Origin of the sequence: Archangium sp. (assembly GCF_036389735.1) — a bacterium.
GTDB lineage: Bacteria > Myxococcota > Myxococcia > Myxococcales > Myxococcaceae > Archangium.
The window spans coordinates 1-4,321 of record NZ_DASVWK010000140.1 but is presented as its reverse complement, the minus strand read 5'-3'; the positions used below and the strand labels follow the sequence as shown (position 1 = coordinate 4,321).

Genomic DNA, 4,321 nt, shown 5'->3' with positions numbered 1-4,321 from the left:
TCCAGTACACGCAGCCGTGGTCGTACGTGAACAACAGCGGCCTGCCCGTGGCGGACGGCACGTACACCGCCAGCGGGACCTTCTTCGGCCTCTGGTACGCCGAGTCGGGCACCAAGAGCGGTCAGCGGCAGATCCGCGTGTCCTCGTTCTGAGGAACCGGGCGTCGGCCCGGAGCCGTGGCACCCGTCCAGCATTGACGGGTGCCGCGGTCCCCTGGCCGAGGGTGTTACAGGGGGCTCAAGGAGAGCCGTTCACGCTCGCCGGGCCAGTCACCCCTTGGCCGCCGTTGCCATCCCGGAGGATGGCGAAGGCGTCGAACTTGAAGGGCCGCAGGGCGGGGTAACCCTCGGCATCCACCGAACCCGGGAAGGCGCCATTCGGGCCCATCAGCTCGAAGCGGAACGAGTCCGGGGGACCCTGGAACTGCATACCGCTGAACTCGAGCATGTTCGGCCCGGACATGGACGTCCGCAGGGTCAAGAAGAGCGTCCCGCCCTTCATGGAGGAAGCGGCACGCTCCAGCGCCTCGGAAGGAGCCCCACCGAACTGGACGGTGACAGGGCTGCTCTGAATGGTCAGTTGCTTCGCCCAGGAGTTGTCCCTCATCACCGTGGAGGACTCGAAGCTGATGACGAAGGGCACGCTCTTGCCCACCAGCTCATCGAAGGAGCTCGGCGGGTAGCCCGTGCTGTAGAGCTCGGTGAAGTTGAGGGTCCCGGCGAGCCAACCGCCGCCGTCCACCCGGAAGCCCACGTTCGCGCTGCCCTGCCCGGGGAGCTTGAACAGGAAGCGCACCTCGGACGTCTGGCCCTTGGTCACGTAGAACGGCAGGGGGTTGGGAGACAGCAGCTGGGCCGGAATGCTCGTCCCGGGCGCGGCCAGGTCCTGCAGGCTCCAGGAGCCATTGAGCTTGACGGTGTAGGCCCCGGCCATGAGGTTCGTCTGCACCGTGTCCGCCGACGTATCCGTCAGGGTCACGTTCTGCGGCCCGGCGATCTCGAACGTCGCCCCCACCAGCCGGTACATCTTGCCCTCCGGACCCGGCGAGGTCAGCGGGAGCTCGACCGTGCCCACCGCCTGCTCATCCACCGTCGTTCCGGTTTCCCCACCACAAGACACCATCAGAAGCGCGAGAAGACACGCGCCGAGATTCCACAGTCGCACGAATATTCCTTTGAGGAAGGAGGGCCGCACCCTAGCGACGCTGTTGGAAAGTTGTCAAATGAGAGGGTTTACCCCTCGTGGCGTCAGGGAAAGTGCGTACCCGGTGCACCCCTGACTCGCTGGGAAAAACTGTTTTGCTTGTTTTGAAGAGAATAAGGCGTTAGGACCCTCTCCCCCCACTTCCAAGGAGTCCGTCCATGCGCTCGAGGCTGCGGTCCACCTTCATGACGATGCTGTTGGGAGTAGCGCTCGCGGAAGGCGCCGCACTCGCGGAGCCCGCCCAGGAGCCCGCCGAGGCGGCTCTCCGTACCGCCCCCCAGAGTGCCGCCAGTGCCCTGCGTTGGACGGAGGAGCTCTCCACCGGAGAGGGAACCGGCGAGCTCGTGCGCACCCGGGAGGGCTTGCGGTACGAGCCCTACGCCGTCGCGCGCAGACCCGAAGGACAGTTCAAGCTCACGGGCCTCTACACCTTCCCTGCCCGCACGCTGGCGCAGCCCGTGGACACGATCCGTCCCCTGCTCCAGGCGGAGCTGGCCCTGGGCAAGGCAGTCGAGGTGGATGTCCGGGTGCGTACGGCCGGCGGCGCCTGGAGCGAGTGGCGCACCTCCAGCGCGGGAGAGGCCGTGAGCCTGCCCGTGGCCGGCACGGAGGTGCAGGTAAGGCTCGCGCTCGTCGCGGACGACCACGGCCGCGGTCCCCTGGTGCGTGACGTGAAGCTGGAGGGCTCGCTGGAGGGAGTCTCCCCCCAGGGTGAGATGTCGACCCTGGCCGCGTTGAGCTACCGCGTCTACGCCACACGCGAGGGCCTGGTGGGCTACACGACCGCCAACGGCCATGTCATCAAGTCCAGCGATCGCTTCGTGGCGCTGCCCTCGCGCCGGGCCCTCGCGAGCAACGGAGGCACCGAGTACCAGGTGCGCATCTGTTACGCGGTGACGGGCAAGTGCACGACCACGTCCGTCTGGGACGTGGGGCCCTGGAACACGAAGGATGACTACTGGAATGTCTCCAGCGTCCGCGAGATGTGGAAGGACCTGCCGCAAGGCAAGCCCGAGGCCCAGGCCGCGTACCAGGATGGCTACAACGGCGGGTTGGATCAGTTCGGGCGCCGGCCGGCCAATCCCGCGGGCATCGACCTCGCCGATGGGACGTTCTGGTACGACCTCGGGATGAGCAACAACGACTGGGTCACCGTGACGTACCTGTGGACGACGGGCGGGGGCACGCCCACGGGCCTGGTCATCGACAGCAACAACACCCACAACGACACCACCAGGGGCTACATCGAGCTGTCGGCCAATTGGATCTCCGCGACCTCGACGGCGGGCTACTACGGCTCGGGCTACTACTACGCCAGCACCCAGGCCATCTCCGACCCGGCCACGTTCTGGTTCTACCTGCCGGCGGCGGCCACCAAGACGATCGACGCCTGGTGGACGGCGGGCACCAACCGCTCGACGACGGCGCCCTTCGTCGTCTGGAACGCCTCGGGCACCAAGCTGGCCACGGTGAACGTCAACCAGCAGCTCAACGGCGGCAAGTGGAACACGCTGGGCACGTGGAGCTTCACGGCGGGCTGGAACAAGGTGCAGGTCAGCCGCTGGACCACGGCGGGCGCCAACGTCATCGCCAACGCCATCCAGGTCCGGTGATGAAGGAGTGACCGGGGCGGGGGGCAAGACCTCCCAGGGGTGGCCGTCGAGGTCGTGGAGTGACTGCGTGAACGTGGAGATCCACTTCCCGAATGCCACCGAAGTGGCGACCCACCTGGACGCCCTGGTGGAGCTGCTCAAGGACTCCGTGGACAACGGAGCCTCCGTGGGCTTCCTCCCGCCCCTGGAGGACGCCGAGGCCCGAGCCTATTGGGAGGGCGTGGTGGCGGCGCTGGGATCTCCCTCGCGCGGCCTGGCCCTGGCCAGGGTAGACGGCCGGGTCGCCGGCACGGCCCAACTGGTGGAGGCGGACAAGGCCAACGCCCGCCACCGGGCGGAGGTGTCCAAGGTGTTGGTCCATTCGGCCTTCCGCCGCCGGGGCATCGGGGCCGCGCTCATGCGAGCCCTGGAGGAGCGGGCCTGGGAGCGGGGAAAGCGCACCCTGGTGCTGGACACCCTGGAAGGTGCCCCCTCCGAGCAGCTCTACCAGTCCCTGGGCTGGATTCGGGCGGGAGTGATTCCCCAGTACGCCCAGACAGCCGATGGCGCCCTGCACAGCACGGTCATCTATTACAAGCTGCTCAGGGATTCAGGGTGATGCGGTTGCCTGTCTTGGCGTTGTTGTCCTCGATGAGCCCATCCCGGTAGCGGTACGGGTCCGCGACCGCCCCCAGGGAGTACGTCCCGGGCGTGGGCGCACGGGCCGTTCAGGCTCCCTGCTTCTCCACGTGCTTCTTGAAGTTGTCCAGGATGGCCTGCCAGCCCGCCCGCTGCTGCTCTTCCGAGTGGGTGGTCTCGCCGTCGAAGCCCACGCGCAAGGTGACGCCCCGGGGGCCCTCGGTGAAGTCGATGCGCGCGTTGCGATCGCCGAAGGCGTACTCGATGACCTTGTGCTCCACGATCTTGGTGTAGGTGCCGGCGAAGTCGAACCCGAAACTCCCGTCCTTGGCCTCCATGCGGGAGGAGAAGGCGCCGCCCTCGCGGAGGTCCACGCTCGCGGCGGTGGTATGCCAGTCGTCCGACGCGGCGTTCCACTGCTTGATGTCCTCGGGGCTGGTATAGGCGGCCCAGACCTTCTCGATGGGCGCGGCAACGAGGGTTTCGACGGTGATTCGCATGGTCCGACTCCCGGTTGAGGACAGCCGCCGCGGGCTCGATGCCGGCGGCGGGCGCTCGACAAGAACCGATTTGGTCCCCTGATGCGAGCCGTGCCTCCTCTTTAGGAGTGAATTCGACTCAAGGCGGCGGGCAACCTCGATTGGAAGCGGCGGGAATCGAACCCGCCGCCTGGTACGACCAGAGCGGGCCTGACGGAATTTCGTGGGAGCATGGCGGTAGCGTGCGGCGTGTGCCCTGGCGAGGTGTGGCCGGGGAGGGGCAGGTGGGGGAGTGCGGGTGGGAGTACCGGCGGAGACGGCCGGAGGGGACGGTGTTGTATGCGGCGGGGAGGGACCACCTCGCCACGCTGCTGGCGGAGGCGAGGAGCAGCGCGGTGTAGATGCTCA

At 67.6% G+C, this 4,321-nt stretch carries 5 protein-coding genes; 3 read left to right on the top strand and 2 right to left on the bottom strand.

Annotated elements, in window-relative coordinates; translation table 11 throughout:
- Positions 1–237 precede the first annotated feature (237 nt).
- Positions 238–1,164, bottom strand: a complete 927-nt coding sequence (locus VF794_RS05370; protein WP_331108098.1) for a hypothetical protein — start codon at positions 1,162–1,164, stop codon at positions 238–240.
- Between the two features lie 197 nt (positions 1,165–1,361).
- Here VF794_RS05370 and VF794_RS05365 point away from each other — a divergent pair, with 197 nt between their 5' ends.
- The gene (locus tag VF794_RS05365; protein ID WP_331108097.1) at positions 1,362–2,816 is read left to right on the top strand and encodes a hypothetical protein; all 1,455 of its coding nucleotides are present in this window, start codon (positions 1,362–1,364) and stop codon (positions 2,814–2,816) included.
- Between the two features lie 67 nt (positions 2,817–2,883).
- Positions 2,884–3,414: a GNAT family N-acetyltransferase gene (locus tag VF794_RS05360; RefSeq protein ID WP_331108096.1), complete on the top strand. Its 531-nt coding sequence runs from the start codon at positions 2,884–2,886 to the stop codon at positions 3,412–3,414.
- Positions 3,415–3,523: 109 nt separating this feature from the next.
- On the opposite strand, the gene VF794_RS05355 is transcribed toward VF794_RS05360, so the two are convergent.
- On the bottom strand, positions 3,524–3,934 hold the full coding sequence (locus VF794_RS05355; RefSeq protein ID WP_331108095.1) for an SRPBCC family protein: 411 nt from the start codon (positions 3,932–3,934) through the stop codon (positions 3,524–3,526).
- Positions 3,935–4,155: 221 nt separating this feature from the next.
- Between VF794_RS05355 and VF794_RS05350 the strand changes: the two genes are divergently transcribed.
- Positions 4,156–4,314 (top strand): hypothetical protein, encoded by a 159-nt coding sequence (locus VF794_RS05350; protein ID WP_331108094.1) that lies wholly within the window; start codon positions 4,156–4,158, stop codon positions 4,312–4,314.
- The last annotated feature ends 7 nt before the right edge of the window (positions 4,315–4,321 follow it).